Raw genomic sequence first — 19,605 nt, 5'->3', positions numbered from 1 at the left:
GCGGCCGCCCCGTCCGTGGACTGTCGGGCGCTTACCAGGTGGCGCCGGTCGTCACGCCGATGACGCCGGTCCGCATCATCTGCCAGCTCATCGGCAGGATCATGCGGATGCCGATGCTGTCGGTCTGGAAGAGGGACCGGACCGGGGCCGGACCGCCGACGACGCCGGCGGCGCCGTCGACCGAGACCGTGCCCGCAGCCATGTCCATCGTCGGGTCCGTGCCGTCGTCGTTCAGCATGACGAGGGTCGCGGAGCTCGAGACCTCGAATTCGGGGTCGCCCGATGCCGTGGCGAAATCGGCCGCGTCCATCAGCACGACGAGGCCCGCGGGCACATTCGTCGAGGAGATGATCCGCACCCCGAGAAGCCGGCCCTGACCGATTTCGTCACGGAAAAGGAACGTCCCCGTCGCGGCGGTCAGGAGGGTCAGGCCGAGGAGTCGCGTCGGGTTCAGGATCAGGACGAGGTTCCGGCCGGCGTTCGCGTTCGCAACGGTCGTCATCATCGCCCGGAGATCGGCGATCACAGATTCGGCGTCGGTGCCGGCGGACGGGTTGCCGGGGACGCCGTTGATGATCGACGCCGGGCGCAGGCCCGCGACGGCGGCGGCGCCGTCGAGGAGCGACATGTCGAGCCGGTAGGCAGTGTCGTCGATGATCTGCTGCCGGATCAGCCCTTCGATCTGCGGGATCGACTGGTTGGCAAGCTCCCGGCTGAACGTCGAGATGACGCCGAGTTTGTAGCGGTTCATCGTCTTGCCGCCGAAGGTCGTGCGTTTCACCGGGATCGGATTCGACTCTCCGACCCACGAGCCCGCGAGATCCTCTCGCCCTCCGCCGCGCTGCGGCGTCAGGATCGAGCCGTTCCGACCAAACTGGAGCGCCACGCCCATGGAACGCAGCTGCGCGTAAACCGAGACGGGTTCGAGCGACTGCAAGAAGGCGGCGCTGTCGGTCTCGATCAGCTCGGCGGCCCATCCCGCATTCGTCGTCGTCGCCGGCTCCACCGCCGTTCGAACGATGGCGTCGACGCGCTGATCGTTCGCATAGGCCCGCTCGGCAATGGTGATCGGCGAGACCTGCTTGACGTAGGAGAGGAACTGGACGACCGCGTGCTTGACGAGGAGGTCGCCGGGCTTTTCGTTCTTCACCTGGGCGGGCACGGTCGGCGCGTTTCCGCCGGCGGCGACGGCGCGAGACTGAAGGTTGCGCGCCATGATCGTCTCGGCGCGACGCAACGAGACGAGATTGTCTTCGAGCGCCTTCGACTCGGCCTCGAGCTCGGCGAGCTGAGCCTCCTCTTCGGGCAGGAAGTCGCGCCCGCCGTCGTCATCGACGGCCTTCATGAGCGCGGCGGTTTCGTCCTTGATGGCGGCAAGGCGCTTCTGCGCAGCCTCGATGCGGTCAGCGATCCTCATCGCTTGTCCTCCGGGATTCGTGGGTTTCGGTTTCGGCGGAGAAGCGACGGACTTGTCGCGAGTGCCGGCGAGACGATTGGCGAGCTCCGAGCGCACGGGCGCAGCGGACTTGCTGCGGCGCGAGGAGGTCGGGTTCGTACCGCCGGTCAGAAAACGGCTGATCGTGTCCTCGGAGACGCCGAGGGACTTCGCGGCCTGGATGGCGGCGGGATTTGCGGGAACGCTGCACAGCGAGCATTCGAGGAGCTCGGCCTCGATGAACCTGAACCCGCCGGTCCATTCGTTCTGCTTGTCGAGGATTTTCTCGTAGGCGGAGGGCAGGAAACCGACAGAGACGGCCCGCAGGATGCGCTGCTCAACGAGGGCGCGGAGCTCGTCGATCTGCGCGGACGTGCCGGCGGCGGCCAGCTTGAGGCGCCCGACGAGGCGCTTGCCATCGACGCGGACGTTGTCCCAGACGCCGATGGGCTGGCTCCCGCGATGCTCCCAGAGCGCGATAGGGTTCCGCTGGAAGTTGGCCAGTTGCCAGCCGGCGGCTTCAATCACGTCGCCCATGCGGTCGACCGTCTCGTCCGACATGACGAAGAGGAGCGGATCGTCGGGCGACTGGAGCCCGGCCTTGAAGACCACGGTCTCGGGTTTGGTTCGCTCTAACGGCGCCGGCAGGTCTCGTGGCATGAGCGGTCTTCCGCTGATGCCGGCCTTACCCTGCCCGTGCAGGACCCGTTGCGTGAAACGATGTCAGGACTCATCGTCGTCCCCGTCCTCTTGGGGCGTCCGCTCGCGCGAAGGGGGGCGACGACGGCTGGTCATGGCCGATTTATGCCGAAACCGAGCGCGATATGCAATATGTAGGAGTCTGTCGCTGACAGTCACCGTCCGAAGCGCTATAACTCAACTTCCCCTTCCATTCCGAAGCGCGATTTGCCGGGCGATTTCCCGTTCCAGTGCCTACGGGCCCATCGCCCAGCACCGATGGCCTTTCGATCAATGACCGAGTGCTTGCGGATCGCTAAGACGTTGCTGCGCCCACGATGCTTCTTCTCTTGCGCCGTGCGGCAGTCGGGAATGACCCGTGCGTCCGACGTTCGGTTTAGGCCGCGAAAGGCCAAAAGCTGCCGAAGACGCTAGGCCTAGCGACGCGCAACCAGCGGTGGCTAAGTGAACCCTGCTCGGGTCCCCTCGGGTTGCCGCAGGCACTGCCTGCGCGGCGACCAGTTTCCCGAAGCTGTATACGCCCTGCACAGCAGATCAAATCGGGAACGGATTGCTTCCGCCCGTCCACCATCGCTATGATACGCTCTCAGAATAACGAGCAGCGCACGGGGTCGCAGAATGCCCAGCTTCTACGAGTTTTTCGCTGGCGGAGGGATGGTCCGCGCGGGGCTTGGCAGCGCATGGAGTTGCCTGTTCGCCAACGATTTCGATCCGAAGAAGGCGATGGCATATCAAGCGAACTGGGGCTGCAACGGCGAGCTGAGAATTGGCGACATCGCAGCCCTCTCAGCTTCTGAGCTGCCCGCACGCGCTGACCTGATGTGGGGTTCCTTCCCCTGTCAGGACCTGTCACTCGCAGGAGCCGGAGCGGGTCTAAGAGGGGCGCGATCCGGCACCTTCTACCCCTTCTGGGCGCTGGTTTCTCAGCTTGAGTTCGATCACCGCGCGCCTAGGATCGTTGCCGTCGAGAACGTCGTCGGTGCGCTAACATCCCATAAAGGCCAGGACTTTGAGGCAATCATGCGCACCTTTGAGGATCACGGGTATCGCGCAGGCGCTCTCGTAGTGAACGCGGATATTTTTGTGCCGCAATCGAGACCCCGACTGTTCGTAGTCGGCATTCATTACAGCGTTGACCTGCGAGACGACCTGATAGCCGAAGCGCCGGTGCCTCCTTTTCATAGCACTGGCCTCATTCGGGCAGTTGAACGCCTCCCCGCGGACCTTAGCGATCGCTTTCTTTGGTGGAACATGCCGACGCCGCCCCTGCGGAACACCGCCTTCGCCGACATGATCGAGGAGAACCCCACCGGCGTGACCTGGCACAGCGCTGACGAAACGAACCGGCTGCTCGAGATGATGTCGTCTGTCAACCGCGCAAAGGTCGACGCCGCCAGGCGCGCCGGGCGCCGGATGGTCGGGGGCGTATACCGTCGAACTCGCAAGGACGAGGCAGGCGAGAAGATCGTGCGCGCCGAGGTCAGGTTCGATGAAGTCGCCGGCTGTCTGCGAACCCCGTCTGGCGGCTCAAGCCGGCAGACCATCATTATCGTGGATGGTCAGCGCGTCCGCTCTCGCCTCCTCTCCGCGCGGGAAACGGCCCGCCTAATGGGCCTGGATGACGGTTACGCCCTGCCGCGCAACTACAACGAGGCCTATCACCTGACCGGCGACGGCGTCGCGGTGCCGGTGGTGCGCCACATCTCGGCCCACGTGTTCGAGCCGCTGCTCGGCTTCGAAGCCATTCCAGACGAGACCGCCGATCGCGTTGCGTGAGGGCATGGTGATCCTCAGCGATAAGATCAGCGCGACGCCCTTCGAAACCGAAGACTTGCGTCAGCGCCTTGCCGCCTACCTGGATGCGCCGTTCAAAGGAAAAGACGGTGTTGTTCGTAAGATCGGCGACCATCAGTGGGGTGTCTACGGCTTCTACGACTATGACGGCGAGCCGATCTATGTCGGGCAAACCAACGAAAAGGTGCGCGTGAGAATTCGGCGGCATTTAACAAATCAGCGGACAGATGCAGTGGCGATGTCTGTCCTCGACCCATTCGAGGTGCTCGACATCGAGGTGTGGCCTCTCCCGCAGTTTCAAGGGCGAAGCGGCAAAGATGCGGAGGCGAGGGCGCACCTGAATGCACTCGAACGCCTCATAACCGAGCAGGCGGTCGCGCTGTCGAAGTTCAAAGCGATCCTGAATGAAAAGGACGCCCCTCCGACATCCATAGAGGTGAGCGCCCCCCCTTCATTGCGGGGCGCCATCGTTTCCGAGCGCGTGTTGGAGATCCGCTCGCACCCGGACTTCCGTATTGCACGCCGGGCGCTGATCATGGCTCGCCTTGCGCAAGTGATCTCCGAGAGGAAGGTGCAGGGTGGCCTGCGCCGAGTGCTGCTTACGCAAGCCAAGCGGTTGCAGTGGCTCGCAGCTCGACGGTTTGAAGCCGCCGGCGGCGATACGTTTCAGGTGGATGAGGACGAGCTGTGAATTCATATGCGACGACCGAAACCGGCCCAAAGCCGCCATTCGAGCTCATCGAGAGCAGCGTCCGCTTCTCGACGCTATTACAGTCAACTCAGCGAAAATGAAAGCTTCCTGAAAGCAAGGGTTCTTCGAAAACCTCTTTCGGATGCTGCTAGCAGCATGTTGAGGCCTACGATATATAAAAAAACGGAAAGAAAATAACTCAGTGCGTCTTCGATAACGCGAAGGGCGCTACCTGAGATAGTGAAATTCTACTTCTGTGCGCCGCTGATAAGCGCCAAGGCCCGCCGAAGATCGTCCGCAATCAAACCAGCTATCTCATCGAGGCGTTCAAGACCTGGCGCGCGAGCGGGAAGCGACGACGATTCCCAAGTCAGATCCAACCGACATTCGCTCGTCTGCATAATTGCCTTGATATCGAAGGCTCGAAAGCGACGCTCACTTTCGCTCCGATCGTCGTCGTGGAAGGCGAAACCAGAGCGATAGAGGGTGACAAATTCTTGCAAATCTTCGCGCTGCAACGGTTTCGCTTTCAGCGAAAAGCGCTTGTCCGATCTCAGATCGTAAGCCCAGATGCGTTCAGATATTGATTCATCTCCCGCACCCAATGGTTTCTCAAAGAACAAAACGTTCGACTTCACACCCTGCGCATAAAACAGGCCAGAGGGCAGTCTGAGAAGCGTGTGGACACGGCAAGTTTCAAGAATACGGCGACGAATGGCCGATGCTGCGCCGGTTTCGAACAAAACATTGTCAGGAATCACTACAGCCGCGCGCCCGCCTGGCTTAAGTAGTGACACGATATGCTGGAGAAAATTGAGCTGCTTGTTTGCGGTCTCGACCCAGAAGTCGGGCCGGATGACCGTGAGCGTAGCTTCTCCCCGCGTCGGACGGCGATCTTGCGCATAGGTCACGCTACCCTTGATGCCAAACGGCGGATTCGTCAGCACTACATCAACTTGAGTCTTGGGCGATTCCTTGAGGCTGTCCTTGCAGGCGATTGGCAGTTCGTCGTCCGCATTGCCGCCGACGCCATGTAAAAGGAGATTCATTGTCGCCAGGCGGGCGACCTCCTCCACGAGTTCAACGCCGCGAATCGTTTTGGTCGCAAGTTCGACTTCCTGCTGCCGTGTTATGTCCGGGTTTTTCCGCTTGAGATAATCATGGGCGACGAGCAAAAATCCCGCCGTCCCACAGGCCGGATCGCAAATGATCTCGCCAAGCTGAGGATTCACACATTCCACTATCGCGTCGATGAGCGGGCGCGGAGTAAAATACTGACCCGCGCCGCTCTTCGTGTCGCGCGCGTTCTTCTCTAGCAACCCCTCGTAAGCTTCTCCCTTGAGATCTGCTTCCAATCCTGTCCATTCGGTTTGACCAATGAGATCGACAATAAGCAGACGCAGCTTTGCTGGGTCGCGAATCTTGTTCTTGGCGTTGCCGAAGATGAGGCCGAGCATGCCGCCCTTTTCACCGAGCGCGGCGAGAATACACGCATAGTGCCGGTGCATTTCCTCCGCTCCGAGATTCTCGAGCGAGCGCCATCCAAATTCCTTAGGGACCGGTCCTCCATCCTGTTCGTCGGACATCTTCAGAAACAGAAGATACGTGAGCTGCTCTACATAATCCGGATAAGACAGGCCATCATCGCGAAGCACATTGCAATATTGCCATAGTTTGCGAACGAGAGCTGCTGCGTCTCCGGTTGGCTTGCGCGTTTTCGTCATGCCGCGACCTTCAAAACAATGTCGTTCACCCACCAAAGATGCCGAAATGACTCTACATAGACGCGTGCTGCCGACGCATATTCCTCACGAGCGGCCATTGCAGCGCGCAAGTCCCGGCAGGCATCGAAAAACGCCCCTTCTGCTGCTGGCATTCCGTCAAAGTTCTGCGGCGCTTCACGCTGACCGCGATCGATGAGACGCTCGATTCGATTATAGAGCATCACTCGGGCATCCCGAAATTTGGGCCAGTTGAGATGTAGGTGGAGACGGCTGGCATCAAACTTGGCTTCGGCAAGCGGCTGCCCCTTATATTGCGGCGAAAGATCGACCTCGCCGTTGGGCGCGAAAGTCAGCAAAATGACATCTGCCATCCTGGTCGGGTCGAGTAGCGCGGGCACCTCGCGGGAAAGGTCATCGCCGGGTGCACGGGCGCGAGTCGCCGGGTCGATTAATGGAAAATGCCCTGCCTTCCCGCCAGTCGCGCCGGTCTCGGGATTGGTGCGCGGCCGGTTGGCACGGTGACAACTTAGGCGCAGATTCGTCCAGTCGAACGCAAGCCAGTAGTAGCCTGGGTGGTCCGGGTCTTCCTTCACGCCGGCCTTCGGGCGAAAATGATCGATATCATCGTCCGTGCCGAGGTTCTTGCATTCGACATACCAGCATTTGTCATGGGAGTATGCAGCGAATGCGTCACGCAATGCCGTCCAGCGACTACGATATCGCTCGATCAGAACGGCGCGCTGCGCCGCTTCACTTTCCGCGAGAACCGCCGCACGCGCCTCTTCCAGCGCTGCGATCTGTTGGCGAATATGGGGCCTGATTTCTTCGAGATCAATAAACCGCATCAAGGTGTCTCGGTCTCTTGCCGCAGCTGGTCCACGATCTCGGAGGCTAGCCGCGCACGATCGTGCCGCTGCTCCGGCGTCAATTGGACCTCCTGCGTCCAAGCCGGGTTCTCACGTTCAGTCCACGCCTTCACGAACAGTTCGTAGAGCGGGTCGCGGGTTGTCTGCGCGAAGCCGAGGCCGCTGAGCTTGGTCTTGAGCCTTGCCAGCTCTTCTTCGTCATCCGCGTCGAGCTCCTTCTTCATCGACAATAGCCGCTGTCGATCAAGATCGCTTTGGGTTTTGTGATCGAGCGTGGATCGGAGGCGAAACAGGTCACTGGTTAGGATTGCCGCGACGCCCATGCCGCGCGGATCCTGATCGGGAGCCTCAACGATGGCGTGCCCCTGGGCGCTGCGCCTGAATATCCTCACTTGCGCGCGTTCCAGACCGGCAAACACCAGCGGATCGTGCGACGACATCACGATATGACAACTGTCACGGCCGAGGATGAAACGATCAAGAAATTCGAGATACTGCGTGCTCCAGACTGGATTGAGATGGGTGTCCGGTTCGTCGAGCAGGAACAGCGCCTCCTCTCGCGCCGTGAATTTGAGCAACCCGAGTACCAGCAGCAGTTGCTGCTCGCCTTCGCTCAGATCGCGATAGGTGACCTCTCCGCCGCCAGCCCCTGGCGCCATCCTGACGCGTGTCCGCACCTCTCCAAGCAGCTTCGACAGGTCCATGCTCTCCAGAGCGGTGAAGAAGGCATATTGGTTGCCGTAGGAACGGTAGACCTCTTCGAGGGCGTCGGGCTTAGGAAGGAACAGGTAGAGGTTCTCGACGACTGGATTTTTGGTCAGATCGATAGCCATCCGCCGGCCCATCCGGACCGGCAGCATGGCCTTGTCGTAAAGACGGCTCAGAAACTCCTGGACCTCGCCTACCGCCTTCCAGAAACGCGGATCGCCATCCCTGTTGCCCGGCCATGGCGGCTTCTTGAGCGCGAACAGGACACTGTCAAGGCCGTCGATCTGGAGGTGATCGCGCAGGAAAGCCCGATCATCGTCCGGTCCGGTCGCAGCCTCCATGAAGAAGGCGATAAGTGCGAACTGTCCATGTAGCGTTTGCGAATAGAACAAGCGGCGCAGCGAATTGGGGTCGGCGACCTCCTTGCTACGCTGAGCAGGCGCCTTGATAATCCAGTTATAATAGCGCTCGCGGTGCTTCTCGAAGATCGTTTTGAGCCGATCACTGGGACCAGAATAGTAGCCGAAAACGAAAGCCGGGCGATAGAGCGGGCTGCCGCGCTCATCTTCGGCCATAAAATGACGGCGCGGTAGATCCCTATATTCGGTCTCATTGCGCGACTTCGCACGGAACTGTGGATATTGGTCAGCGACAGCGTTGATCTCGATGTCGTGGTCGCGGCACTGATATTTTAGCTGATATGTGAAGGGTGCTTCCTGATCAAGGTCGAGGTTGCGGAAGATTAGCGAAAGCGCTTCGATAAGGTTTGACTTACCGGAGCCGTTCTCACCGACGAGCACTGTATAGGGCGAGATCTCGTCGAAATCGACATGTAGGTCGCGGAGATTCTTGAATTCCCCGATCGTTAGTTCCTCAAGCCGCATCGATAGTCTCCAACTCGGCGTTTTCGACCCCGTCGCGGACCTGCCGGATGGCGCTGCCGAGTTGCGAGCGCAGCGCGAGATAGAAGAGTTCGACATGCTCGGGTTCGTCACGATCGAAGCCCGCCTGTCCAAAAAGCTCGGGAAGCTTGAGTGGTGTTCCAGCTTCCCGCAGGACCTCTGCAAGATCCGTGTTGGGTCCTTGCCGACGGCTGGCTGATGGACGTTTGACGGTCACGGGCGGAGGTTCCTTTCTTTTGTCGACATCATTGGCCGGTCGCGATTCGGACGGTGGAGGTCCGAGCCGTTCGATCAACGCTGCTGCCGTTTCATCAGCCGGGTCCTGCTCGACGAGTTCGCCGGTGACAGCCGCTGCTAGGAGCTCGGCTTCCATTTCCGGAAGCCGGCTGATCGACGCTTCCACCGCTTGGATCTGCGCCGAGATGGAGGTCAGTCGAAGCCGCGTTTCGGCCACAATACGCCGCTGCTCTTCCAGCGGCGGCAAGGGGAACAGCAGCGCACGGAAGCGCTCAAGGCCGAGATGAGCAATGTTCGTCGACCAACGCGCGATCCGCCGAAAAACACCAGAATGCAAATAATGCCGGAAGACCAGCAGAGCGTAGTCGGGATCGGTCCCGTCGCCAGCTCTAAAGCGTATGAGCGTGTTCTGAAAGCAGGCACCCGGAATCTCTTCGCGATACATAGCCGGGCGCCCGACTAGTTCGGGACTTTGTCCTTCATTTAGGAGAATGTCGCCCGCCTTGAGCGTGTAAACTTCCGCTTCCTCCGGCGTGAAATTCATCTCGAGAACGTCCGATGTATCGATGCGTTCCTCGAAGACATTCGCCACGCGAAGATAAGGCCGCATGTGCGGGCCATGCTGATGTTGCGGCGCGCGCTGCCGTCCTAAGGTGACTTCGCCGGCCGCCGCGACGCGGACCCATCGCCATCCGGGCGGCAATGGTCCTAACGAAACATCCTCAGCTTCGGTCGCACGCTCGATTACGTCGAGCGGGTTGCCTTGCGGACCACCCGATCTTCCGGATGCCAGGTCGTGCAGGCGTTTGTCCCCGGCCTGGTCGGGACGCTGCTCAGCAAGCTCGCCGGCCGCGGCAGCGGCAAGCGTTTCGCGCATTTGCTCACCGAGCCGGTCGAGGGCCGAACGCAGTAGCGTCTCGGCTTTGCGTATGTCCTGAAGTCGCCGGTCCGCGGCGACGGCAATGCGCTGTTGTTCATTCTGCGGCGGCAGAGGGAAGTGCAGCGCAGCAAAACGCGACGCGCCAAGATGCTGAATACCTACGCCTCGCGCCACGTGAGCGAAGACCCCCGATGCCGCATAGTGACGAAATACTATGAGCGCATATCTGGACAGCGCCAGGTGCGGACGGAACCGAACGACCGTGTTCTGGAAGCAGCAAGGGTCAATCTCGCCTCGCCACAACGCTGCGCGGCCGACATGAATTGCGCTTCCCGACGCCTCGGTTAGCAGGATATCGCCGTCTACAAGGGCGAAAATCTGCCGTTCCCTTGGCGTGAAGTCCATTTCCAGTAGATCGCTAAGATCGAGACCGGCGGGAGTGATATTAGCCGCCCGCAGATATTTAGTTGCATGTCGCCCGGTATGCTTGTCGGGTGACCGTTGCCGGCCGAGGCGCACTGCGCCGGCCTGGTCCACGCGGATCATTTCCCAAGACGATGGAATAGAGCGGTTACCTGGCATGATAGTCGTTCGCTTTGCTCATCCGGCCCACCTTCCTTCATGGCCGTGACGAACAAAAATGCAGACCTCTGACGGACAAGATCGGGTGTCTCGATGCGGAATCCTTTGCCGCGTTCAGCCATTTATAGAATTTTACCCGCACAGTAAGGAAGAAGGCAATGGTCCTTCGGGCGGCGGCAGCGAAAAGAGCGAACCCGGCGGGGAGCGAGCTACTGGACGCGCCGGTACATGTCCTTCCCGCGCCAACGCCGTGTGAGTGCCGAGCGTAAACTCCTCAAAAGTGCCGTTTGAAGATTCCCCAGTCTGAGCGCCGGAGCGCCGATCTGCGGGGGGCATGCCTCCCGCAGATCGGCGGCCCAAACACCCCACCTGCAGACCCGCAAAGGAAGGGGCAGGCAGGTGATCACACTGGGAGAGATCGTCTTGATCCACGATTTGAAGCGGCAGGGGCTCAGCGTCTCGGCCATCGCGCGCAAGCTCGGCATGGACCGCAAGACGGTGCGCAAGCACCTCGAGGTCGGCATCGCGTCGCCGGCCTACAGCCCACGGCCGGCGCAGCCGCGGCTGATCGCGCCGTACGAGGATTATCTGCGCGCCCGGATCGCCGCCTGGCCCGACCTGTCGGGCAAGCGGCTGCTGCGCGAACTGCGGGAGCGCGGCTACAAGGGCTGCTACAGCGTCGTCACCGACTTCCTGCGCACCGCCCGGCCGCCACGGACGCAGAGCTTCGAACGGCGGTTCGAGACCGCCGCCGGCAAGCAGGCCCAGGTCGACTTCGCCCAGTTCCGTGTCGAGTTCCTCGACGGTGAGGAGGATCAGCGATCTTCCCAGTGGGAAGATCGCCCGACGAACGGCGTCGTGCGCATCCTGTGGCTGTTCACGATCATCCTCGGCCACAGCCGATGGCTCTGGGGCCGGTTCTGCGCGACGCAGGATCTTCAGACCGTCCTGCGCTGCCATATCGACGCCTTCGCCGCCATGGACGGCGCGCCGTCCGAGCTTCTCTACGACCGGATGAAGACGGCGGTGATCGGCGAGGACGCCAACGGGGTGGTGCAGTACAACGCCTCGCTCGTGGCGCTGCTCAACCATTACGGCGCCGTGCCGCGCGCCTGCAGGCCGTACCGGGCCAAGACCAAGGGGAAGATCGAGCGGCCCTATCGCTATGTCCGGCAGGACTTCTGGCTGGCGCGCAGCTTCCGCAATCTCGACGATCTCAACGCCCAGTTCGAAGAGTGGCGCACGCAGGTCGCCAATCCCCGGGTTCACGCCACGACGAACAGGATTGTCGATCAGCACTTCGCGGAGGAAAAGCCTGCGCTGATCGCGCATCCCGCCATCCCCTACAGCGCGGTGCTGACCATCGAGCGACGCGTCAGCCGCGAAGGCATGGTCTCTGTGGGCGGCAATCTCTACAGCGTTCCCGACACCGCCCGAAAGCGCGTGCTCGACGTCCAGAACCACCCCAGCGAGGTGCGCATCTTCGAGGACGGCGCGCTGATCGCGGCGCATCCGCTGCTGGAAAGCAAGAACCAGCGTCGCGTCGATCCTGCCCATCGGAAGGCGCCGCCTCCGGCGGCGGCGGCCCAGCCGGCGTCAGCGGGCGTGGCGGTCAGGCCGCTGAGCTTCTACGACGCAGTGGCGCGCAGACTGGCTGGCGAGGGGGTCGCGCGATGACCGGCACGCTCGATCGCATTCGCGCCAGCCTCTTCGGCCTGCGCAAGCCCTGCGCCCTGGAGGCGCTCGACCACACCATGCGCCAGCTCGAGCGTGGTGAGATCGGCGCGCTCGAGGCCATCGACGCGCTCCTGTCCCAGGAGCACGCCACCCGTGAGACCCGCCGCATCGGCGTCTCGCTGAAGACCGCCCGGCTGACGCCGCCCAAGACGCTGGAAAGCTTCGACTTCACCTTCCAGCCCTCGCTCGACCGGGGCCGCATCATGGCCCTCGCCCAGCTCGACTTCGTCGCCCGCGCCGAGGTTGTGCACTTCCTCGGCCCACCCGGAACCGGCAAGAGCCACCTCGCCACGGCCCTCGGCGTCGCCGCCGTGAAGGCCGGCAGGCGGGTCTACAGAGCCACGCTGGCGGAGCTCATCGAGGCTCTCGGCAGGGCCGAGCGCGAGGGGCGCCTCATCGAGAAGATTCGATTCCTCGGGCGCAGCAGCCTGCTGATCGTCGATGAGATCGGCTATCTGCCGATCACGCCGGGCGGGGCCAATCTGTTCTTCCAGCTCGTCAACGCCCGCTACGAGAAGGGCGCTATGATCCTCACATCCAACCGCGGCTTCGCCGAATGGGGCGAGGTCTTCGGCGACCCCGTCGTCGCGACCGCGCTGCTCGACCGCCTGCTGCATCACGCCATCGTCGTCCAGATCGAGGGCGCCAGCTACCGCCTGCGCGCCCATGCCGATCTCATCCCCGAGCACACCCGCTCGCACGCCGCAATCACGCCGCCGCCGGCCCCGAAGCGACGGGGCAGGCCGCCCAAAAATGGAGCCGCTCATCACTGATCCCGGCTGATCGCCGAACCCGAAAGTGGGGAATATTCGTTCGGCACTTCTGGGGAACTTTCTTTCGGCATTTACACGCCGCACGAAACTGTACAACATCAAACTGATCGAGCGCCTGAACAAGGACGTGAAGCGCCTCGGACCTCCACGGTAGGGCCGCTCGCAAAACGACAGTTTGTCGCAATCTCGGCCGAAACTCGCGAGGCTGGTACTGGCCCAGAACCGGACACACGTCCTTGACGCCGCGAACGACCGCTTCCCGCCCTTTGTCCAACTTGCGCAACTTCCTGCGATAGCGAACGTTCAATTTCTTTTCCATCGGAGGGGATGGGCCTGATATCCAACCTTATCCACCCTAAGCCATTGTTTTCGTTATGCCCGACTTCGCATCGTCACCGCACGGCGGCTGGAGTCAGCCAGCATCCTCCCTTCCTCCATGTCCATACAGGCTTGCGTTCTGGTGGGCCCGCTCTTGTCGCTCGAATTCCAGCGTCGAATGAGCAATGCCGAACTGGCTCTCAAGCATTCGCTTGATCTCGTCCTTGATGTCCTCGAGGCGCTCCCAGGATCCTGTCTCGAGGACAACATGTGTGTCGAGTGCCGCCGCGTGTTCCTGCATCTGCCAGAAATGAGCGTGGTGGATGTCCGCCACGCCGCCTATGCCGCGCATCGCGTCGACGACAGCGCCGTTGTCGATGTCGGGCGGACTGCCGAGCATCAGTGTGCGAATGGGCTCGCCGATCTCCGTAAACGCCAGGTAGAGGATGTACAGCGCGATACCGATGGTGATCGCAGGGTCGACCCATCGCATGTCGTAGAGGATGATGAGCGCACCACCGATGATGACCGCAACGGACGCCAGCGCATCCGACAGGTTGTGCAGGAACAGGGCGCGGATGTTCACGCTGCCCTTCTGCATCGAGTAGGTGAGCAGCGCTGTCAGCGTGTCCACGGCAAGCGCCACGCCACCGAGGATCACGACCGTCCAGCCGGCGACCTCAGGCGGGTCGATCATCCGCATCCCGCCTTCGCAGATCAGGTAGAAGCCGACGAGGATCAGCGTGGTGTAGTTGATCAGCGCTGCGACGATCTCGATCCGGCCATAGCCGAAGGTCATGCGCTCGTCCGCCGGTCGCCGCGCAATCTTGCGCGCGGCGAAGGCGATGACCAGCGAGGCCATGTCGGAGAAGTTGTGCAGCGCGTCCGCGATCAGGGCGAGGCTGCCCGATAGGATGCCTCCGACGATTTGCGCGACGGTCAGAAGAGCATTCGCCCAGATCGCGACGGAGACGCGGCGATCGCCGGACTTGGGGTCGATATGGGCGTGGCCATGATCATGCGGCATGTGCGTCCCCCTCGTGGCGGTGATTGAGCCGGGCAGTGCCTGGCTTGAGAGGCAACCGCCCATCGCGGATCCTGCGAACCCGAGCATTCATCCAGTGCCGGACGATGTGACGATAGAGCCAATCGCGCAGCTGGCCGAACGCCTGCCGGTGCACGTCATAGAATTGGTCCGGCGTCTCGAATGTTCCCAGATCCCGGGCAATACCGGCTTTCTGGATATACGTGCTGGCCCCCGTCCATTCGACCGGCGGACTGTTCAGGCACTCGGTGCCCGCACCATAGCCGCAGAGGCTGTCGGTGTCGCTGAACGCCCGCTGCAACGCCGCGAGGTACGGCGCGTCGAGGATGAAACCCTCAAGGTCGATCCACGTGTCGCCGGTCTCCACCTCGATCCAGGAATGGAGGATTTCCGCGGGCGCGACCGGATAGACAAGCTCGGGGACGACACCGCGCTGGAGCGCCTTGTGAATGGTGAAGCCATGCAATCTGCACCGGATGCCGGCTCCCCTGAGCAGCGCCATCAGCAATGTGCCCTTGGTGTTGCATTGGCCGAAGCCGTCCACCAGCACCTGTGATGCCGGAATGTCGTCCGCCCGATTGTAGCCGAAGGCGATTTCGTTGCGGACGAAATCGTAGATGGCCCCGATCCGCGCGTCAGGCGGCAGAGCTTTCCAGCCCCGCGCTACCAATAGCGCCGCGATCGCCGGACTCTCGAAATCGAGGAGCCGCGTGGGGGCGAACAATGTGTCTGTTTGAATCATGACATCTCTCCTCGGATCGGTATGGGAGAGATAATTGCTACGGCGACTGTAGCTTCAAGCCCTGAATTCACGCTCCGCGCGGTGCGGCCAGAATGATCGCGGCGCCAACCAGGCACACCGCTGTACCGAATACGTCCCACCCATCCGGCCTATGTCCTTCCGCGAGCCACATCCACAGAACCGATGCCGCTATATAGACCCCGCCATAGGCCGCAAAGGCGCGTCCCGCCGCCACGGTGTCGACCTGCGCCAGAAGCCAGCCGAACGCCACCAGCGCGGCCACGCCGGGAACGAGCCAGAGGGCGGACGCGCCGAGACGCCACCACGCCCAGAAGGCGAAGCATCCGGCGATCTCGGCCAGCGCCGCGAGCGGATAGGCGAAGGCCGCGGGCATCTCAGGCGCCGATCTCGTCGTGGTCCGTCAGGCACTCGGAATGGTCTCGCAGCACCTCCAGCACGCGGCAATCCGCCGTCTGCCCGCCACTGCATTCGTGAACCATGCGCTTGAGTTCGGTGCGCAGGGCTTCCAGACGCGCAAGGCGCTGCTCCACCTGCTTTAACTGCCTGCGCGCGATGGCGTCGGCTTCGTGACACGGGCGGTGGGGGTGATCGCTGAGGTCCAGCAATTCCCGGATCGCTTCGAGGGAAAAGCCCAACTGTCGCGCGTGCCGGATGAAGGCGAGCCGGTCGAGCTCGTCGTCGCCATAGCGGCGCTGGCCACCTTCGGTCCGGCCGGGTTGCGGCATCAGACCGATCTGCTCGTAATAACGGATCGTCTGCACCTTGGCGCCGGTTCTCTTGGCCAGACTGCCGATCGTCAGCATGGGCGCCTCCGTAATGCTTCAGTATTGGTAGGTTTAGGGCCACCGATTGGCAAGACCGTGAGCCCCCACACAGGTCCGTGACGCCGCCGTGACGACGGAACAAGCGGGTTGAACCTCTAGTAACTAAAGGGTCTAAACGACCGCAGAATCAAGAACCACAGGCAGGCCAACGCGTTGCGACTGACATTAGTTCAAAAGATCCTCTGGGGGACTGTGGGCGCTGCGGCGCTTGCGTTCGTCTGGTTGCTGCTCTGGGCTGACTATCGAGTCGACCAGGCCGCGGAGGGCGAGCCTGCGTTTCGTGCGGCGTTCGAACTGACGGATCATACTGGGGTGGTGCGCACGCAGTCTGATTACGAAGGCCGCTGGATGCTGGTCTTCTTCGGATTCGCGAACTGCCCGGACATCTGCCCCACCACGCTCTCCGAGGTCGCCGCCATTATGGAGGGGCTTGGCGACGACGCGGCGAGCGTCCAGCCGCTCTTCGTTTCCATAGACCCCGAACGCGACACGCCGGAGGCTTTGGCCGGGTTCGTCCCTCTGTTCGACGACCGGATCATCGGGCTGACGGGCACGCCCGAGCAGATCGCCGAAATCCCGGAGACTTTCCCGATCTATTTCGAACGCATCGAGGAGGCGGGAGCGCCGGGTGGCTACACCATGGGTCACACGTCGCATCTCCTGCTGTTCGATCCGGAGGCCGGCTTCGCCGCCTCCTGGCCCTACGGCGCCCCGGCGGAAGAGATTCTCGCCGATCTGCGGAAAAGGATCTGACCGATATGACGCGGATTTCCGGCGATACGGCTCTCGGGCTGGCTTGGGCGCTCGCGCTTGCCGCCTCGCTCGCCGTTCTCTTCATCGGCGAGGTGTTGGGTCAGACACCGTGCCTTCTTTGCTGGTATCAACGTGCGTTCATGTTCCCGCTCGCCGTCGTCCTCGGGCTTGGACTCTGGTGGGGCGACCGGCGGGTTGGCCGTTACGGCTTCGCGCTCGCCGCGGGCGGGCTGGCGGTGGCGCTCTATCACACCGGGCTCTACGTCGGGCTCATCCCGGAGCCGATAAGGCCCTGCAGCGCCTCTGGCCCGTCCTGCACCGATGCGAACCAGCTGGTTCTCGGGCTGCCGATTCCAGTTCTCTCACTCGCAGCGTTCGCGCTGATCGGCTTCCTTTCCTTTCGATCCCTCAAGGAGACCACGCCATGAACCGCCGGGCCCTGATCCTCTCCGTTCTCGCTCTTGCGTCCGCCGGGTTCGGCGGCGCCGCGTGGCTCGCCACCCGGCCCGCGCTCACCGCGGCCGACCGTCTGCCGCCGGAAAAGTTTGAGGCGCTCGCGCGCCCGTATTCCCCGGTTCTCGGTCCGAAGGAGGCGCCCGTCACCATCGTCGAATTCTTCGATCCGGCCTGCGAGACCTGCCGCGCCTTCCATCCGATCGTGAAGGACATCATGGAGGAGCACGGCGCGGCGGTGCGCCTGGTGATCCGCTACACGCCCTTCCATGGCGAGGGGTCCGAGGAGGCGATCCGCGTGCTGGAGGCGGCGCGGATGCAGGGCGTCTATGAAAAGGTCATGGAGGCGATCCTAAGGGAACAGCCGCGCTGGGCCTCGCACGGCGCGCCGGAGCCCGACCTCATCCTGCGGATCGCGGGCCGCGCCGGACTCGACATCTCCGAGGCGCGCAAGCAGATGCTGCTGCCCGACATCACCGCGATCCTGAACCAGGACCGCGCCGACGTGGCGGCGATGGGGGTGACGAAAACCCCCGGATTCTTTGTCAACGGCCGCCCGCTCGAACCTTTCGGAGAGGAACCCCTCCGTCGGCTCGTCGCCGCCGAAGTGGCTGCGACGCGGTCATGACAACTGAAAGGGACACGCACATGAAACCGACGCTCTCACTCGCCCTGGCGGCTCTGGCGCTTTTCGCCGCGCCCCTCGCCCCGGCCTTCGCCGGATCGGAGGATGTCGTCGTCGAGGGCGCATGGTCGCGCACCTCGATCAGCGTGAACCGTCCCGGCGCCGCCTATCTGACCATCCGCAACGGCGGAGACGCCCCGGTGACGCTCAACGGCGTCCGGACCGATCTTGCGATGATGCCGGAGATCCACCTCTCGTCCACGAACGCCGCCGGGGTGAGCTCCATGAGCCCGGCGGGCGAGATCGAGATCGCGCCGGGCGCGGAACTCTCCCTCGCGCCGGGCGGGATGCATGTCATGCTGATGAAGCTGCAGCGACCGATGATCGAGGGCGAGACCTTCGACCTGACGCTCACCTTCTCGGACGGCGGCGAGGTGACGGTGACGACGCCGATCCTCGGCGTCGCGGCCCGCGGACCGGGGGGCTGATGCGCCGGGCTACCGTCCTGGCCTGGGGCGGCGCGGGGCTCGGCGCGCTTGGTCTCGCGCTTTTCATCGGGTGGTGGCGGGTGGATGGGCCGGGCGCGCCGGAGCCGCAGGCGCTTCGGCCCGCGGCGCTGACGGACATGACGTTCCGGCTGATCGATCACGAGGGAAGACACGTCGGGCCCGGAACGCTGATCGGGCGGCCTGCGATGGTGTTCTTCGGCTTCACCTACTGCCCTGACATATGTCCGACGACGCTTTCTGAAATCTCCGGCTGGCTCGACGAGCTCGGCGCAGCGGGGGAGGGGATTCAGGCCGTCTTCATTACCGTCGATCCGACGCGCGACACGGTCGATGCGATGGCCGGCTATGTCGGCGCGTTCCACCCGTCGATCAGCGGCTTGACCGGAACGGAGGCTGAGATCGCCCGCGCGGCGGAAGGGTTCCGCGTGCGCTACGAACAGGTTCCGACGGAAGGCGGTGACTATACGATGAACCACACGGCCGGCGTGTTCCTCTACGACGCCGCGGGACGGTTCGTGAGCATTGTCGACCCGCACGAGCCGCGGGACGTCGCGCTGCCGAAGATCCGCCGCGCGCTGGATGCGGCGGCGAGCGGATCATGAGGCTGCCTGAAGACTCGTCCGCTCCGAGAGCGCCGCGACAGCCGCTTGCCGCGTCGCTCCGGTCAGACCGGCGGCGCGATCATCCGGGCCGTGACCTGCCTGTAGGCGAGCCAGCCGAGGCCGAGGAAGACGATGAGGAGCGCGAAGCTCGCCATGCCCCATCCGCCCTCGACCGCGGCGACGAGCCGTTCCCCGAGCAGGTAGCCCCCTCCGACCAGCAGAGAGGCCCAGAGCGCCACCGATGCGGCGTTGAGACTGGTGAACCTAGCCCATGGCATCGATGTCAAACCGATGGGAAACGCCCCGATGGTGCGCATGCCTTTCGGATAGCGGTAGGCGAAGATGTAGAGGCTCCCGTATCTCTCCGCGACGGGGATGGTGCGCAGGACCCAGTCGCGCAGCTTCGGGACGCGGCCGAGGCCGGCGAGACCGAAACGGCGCGCCAGCGCGAAGCGCGCCTCGTCTCCGAGATAGCCGCCGGCGAAGGCGAAGAGTGCGGCGAGCGCGCCGTCGAGAAGCCCGTAGCCGGCGGCGGCGCCTGCGAGGAACGGCAGGGCTCCGCTCTTCAACGCGCAATAGGCGAAGAGCAGAGCATAGACCTGCCAGCGGTTCTCCGAGATCAGCGCCGCGAGACTCTCCATGCTTTCCATCGATTTCTGTCCGTTTCCGCGCTTCGCAGGGACGT

General features: G+C 63.1%; 19 protein-coding genes. 9 read left to right on the top strand and 10 right to left on the bottom strand.

The window, feature by feature from the left end:
• Positions 1–31: 31 nt before the first annotated feature.
• Positions 32–2,047, bottom strand: a complete 2,016-nt coding sequence (locus ACE37J_RS12215; RefSeq protein ID WP_409711531.1) for a phage major capsid protein — start codon at positions 2,045–2,047, stop codon at positions 32–34.
• A 705-nt stretch (positions 2,048–2,752) separates the two neighbouring features.
• Here ACE37J_RS12215 and ACE37J_RS12210 point away from each other — a divergent pair.
• On the top strand, positions 2,753–3,910 hold the full coding sequence (locus tag ACE37J_RS12210; RefSeq protein WP_409711530.1) for a DNA cytosine methyltransferase: 1,158 nt from the start codon (positions 2,753–2,755) through the stop codon (positions 3,908–3,910).
• 4 nt (positions 3,911–3,914) lie between these two features.
• Positions 3,915–4,619, top strand: a complete 705-nt coding sequence (locus ACE37J_RS12205; RefSeq protein WP_409711529.1) for a GIY-YIG nuclease family protein — start codon at positions 3,915–3,917, stop codon at positions 4,617–4,619.
• Between the two features lie 248 nt (positions 4,620–4,867).
• Here the strand turns inward: ACE37J_RS12205 and ACE37J_RS12200 are convergent, their stop codons facing one another.
• The 4 genes from ACE37J_RS12200 to ACE37J_RS12185 are packed head-to-tail and all read right to left on the bottom strand — an operon-like array spanning position 4,868 to position 10,482.
• Positions 4,868–6,343, bottom strand: coding sequence for an N-6 DNA methylase (locus tag ACE37J_RS12200; RefSeq protein WP_409711528.1), 1,476 nt, complete (start codon positions 6,341–6,343; stop codon positions 4,868–4,870).
• Positions 6,340–7,188: a hypothetical protein gene (locus ACE37J_RS12195; protein ID WP_409711527.1), complete on the bottom strand. Its 849-nt coding sequence runs from the start codon at positions 7,186–7,188 to the stop codon at positions 6,340–6,342. The genes ACE37J_RS12200 and ACE37J_RS12195 overlap by 4 nt, the downstream gene beginning before the upstream one ends.
• Positions 7,188–8,801: an AAA family ATPase gene (locus ACE37J_RS12190; protein ID WP_409711526.1), complete on the bottom strand. Its 1,614-nt coding sequence runs from the start codon at positions 8,799–8,801 to the stop codon at positions 7,188–7,190. The genes ACE37J_RS12195 and ACE37J_RS12190 overlap by 1 nt, the downstream gene beginning before the upstream one ends.
• A complete protein-coding gene (locus ACE37J_RS12185) occupies positions 8,791–10,482 on the bottom strand; it encodes a restriction endonuclease subunit S (RefSeq protein ID WP_409711525.1) in 1,692 nt (563 codons plus the stop codon). Before ACE37J_RS12185 ends, ACE37J_RS12190 begins: the two co-directional genes overlap by 11 nt.
• Before the next feature lie 435 nt (positions 10,483–10,917).
• Between ACE37J_RS12185 and istA the strand changes: the two genes are divergently transcribed.
• Positions 10,918–12,195, top strand: coding sequence for an IS21 family transposase (istA, locus tag ACE37J_RS12180; protein WP_409711524.1), 1,278 nt, complete (start codon positions 10,918–10,920; stop codon positions 12,193–12,195).
• Entirely contained in the window at positions 12,192–13,028 is an 837-nt protein-coding gene (gene istB / locus ACE37J_RS12175) for an IS21-like element helper ATPase IstB (RefSeq protein ID WP_409711523.1), read from the top strand. The genes istA and istB overlap by 4 nt, the downstream gene beginning before the upstream one ends.
• A gap of 412 nt (positions 13,029–13,440) precedes the next feature.
• Here the strand turns inward: istB and ACE37J_RS12170 are convergent, their stop codons facing one another.
• From ACE37J_RS12170 to ACE37J_RS12155, 4 genes are all read right to left on the bottom strand, one after another.
• Positions 13,441–14,373 carry a cation diffusion facilitator family transporter gene (locus tag ACE37J_RS12170; protein ID WP_409711522.1) on the bottom strand — a complete coding sequence of 311 codons (933 nt, stop codon included), beginning with the start codon at positions 14,371–14,373 and terminating at the stop codon, positions 13,441–13,443.
• Complete coding sequence (locus ACE37J_RS12165) at positions 14,363–15,133, bottom strand: transglutaminase-like domain-containing protein (protein ID WP_409711521.1); 771 nt, start codon at positions 15,131–15,133, stop codon at positions 14,363–14,365. The genes ACE37J_RS12170 and ACE37J_RS12165 overlap by 11 nt, the downstream gene beginning before the upstream one ends.
• Before the next feature lie 67 nt (positions 15,134–15,200).
• On the bottom strand, positions 15,201–15,527 hold the full coding sequence (locus tag ACE37J_RS12160; RefSeq protein ID WP_409711520.1) for a YnfA family protein: 327 nt from the start codon (positions 15,525–15,527) through the stop codon (positions 15,201–15,203).
• Position 15,528: 1 nt separating this feature from the next.
• Positions 15,529–15,957: a MerR family transcriptional regulator gene (locus ACE37J_RS12155; RefSeq protein WP_409711519.1), complete on the bottom strand. Its 429-nt coding sequence runs from the start codon at positions 15,955–15,957 to the stop codon at positions 15,529–15,531.
• A 174-nt stretch (positions 15,958–16,131) separates the two neighbouring features.
• Here ACE37J_RS12155 and ACE37J_RS12150 point away from each other — a divergent pair, with 174 nt between their 5' ends.
• From ACE37J_RS12150 to ACE37J_RS12130, 5 genes are read left to right on the top strand one after another with little or no spacing between them, the layout of a single operon-like run.
• Positions 16,132–16,731 carry an SCO family protein gene (locus ACE37J_RS12150; protein ID WP_409711518.1) on the top strand — a complete coding sequence of 200 codons (600 nt, stop codon included), beginning with the start codon at positions 16,132–16,134 and terminating at the stop codon, positions 16,729–16,731.
• A 5-nt stretch (positions 16,732–16,736) separates the two neighbouring features.
• Positions 16,737–17,159 carry a disulfide bond formation protein B gene (locus ACE37J_RS12145; RefSeq protein WP_409711517.1) on the top strand — a complete coding sequence of 141 codons (423 nt, stop codon included), beginning with the start codon at positions 16,737–16,739 and terminating at the stop codon, positions 17,157–17,159.
• Complete coding sequence (locus ACE37J_RS12140; protein ID WP_409711516.1) at positions 17,156–17,812, top strand: DsbA family protein; 657 nt, start codon at positions 17,156–17,158, stop codon at positions 17,810–17,812. The genes ACE37J_RS12145 and ACE37J_RS12140 overlap by 4 nt, the downstream gene beginning before the upstream one ends.
• 20 nt (positions 17,813–17,832) lie before the next feature.
• Entirely contained in the window at positions 17,833–18,297 is a 465-nt protein-coding gene (locus ACE37J_RS12135; RefSeq protein ID WP_409711515.1) for a copper chaperone PCu(A)C, read from the top strand.
• Positions 18,297–18,920: an SCO family protein gene (locus ACE37J_RS12130; RefSeq protein ID WP_409711514.1), complete on the top strand. Its 624-nt coding sequence runs from the start codon at positions 18,297–18,299 to the stop codon at positions 18,918–18,920. The genes ACE37J_RS12135 and ACE37J_RS12130 overlap by 1 nt, the downstream gene beginning before the upstream one ends.
• 62 nt (positions 18,921–18,982) lie before the next feature.
• Here the strand turns inward: ACE37J_RS12130 and ACE37J_RS12125 are convergent, their stop codons facing one another.
• Positions 18,983–19,561 (bottom strand): DedA family protein, encoded by a 579-nt coding sequence (locus ACE37J_RS12125; RefSeq protein WP_409711513.1) that lies wholly within the window; start codon positions 19,559–19,561, stop codon positions 18,983–18,985.
• Positions 19,562–19,605: the final 44 nt, after the last annotated feature.

This window comes from Pikeienuella sp., from assembly GCF_046290545.1.
GTDB lineage: Bacteria > Pseudomonadota > Alphaproteobacteria > Rhodobacterales > Rhodobacteraceae > Pikeienuella.
Note: the sequence above shows the minus strand (reverse complement) of the source record. Positions and strands in the feature narration are given on the sequence as shown.